General features: G+C 63.4%; 1 pseudogene. It reads right to left on the bottom strand.

Going from position 1 to position 279, the window contains the following annotated elements:
- Positions 1-279 (bottom strand): annotated as a pseudogene (locus EN857_RS34430) (alpha/beta hydrolase); the annotation flags it as partial.

Raw genomic sequence — 279 nt, 5'->3', positions numbered from 1 at the left:
GTCTGCATGCACCTCGCGATCGTCCGGCGCGTGGATGATCAGCGTCGGCACCGGCGCCTCCGCAAGTTGGCGATCGCCGGTGAATTCGCTCAGCAGCCGGCCCGACAGATGTTTCACCCGATCCGCCATGGCGACGCGGGAACGCGGCCCAACATTCATCATGTCGCTGAAATCATCGAAGATCGCCGGCATCGAGCTCGGCGCTGCGATCAGCACCAGATTTTGCGCCTTAAGCGGTGGCATGCCCTTGACCGAAGCCGCGACGGCATTGGCGGCAAT

Origin of the sequence: Mesorhizobium sp. M4B.F.Ca.ET.214.01.1.1, assembly GCF_004791545.1 — a bacterium.
Taxonomy (GTDB): domain Bacteria; phylum Pseudomonadota; class Alphaproteobacteria; order Rhizobiales; family Rhizobiaceae; genus Mesorhizobium; species Mesorhizobium abyssinicae.
This window is presented reverse-complemented; position numbering and strand designations above follow the sequence as displayed.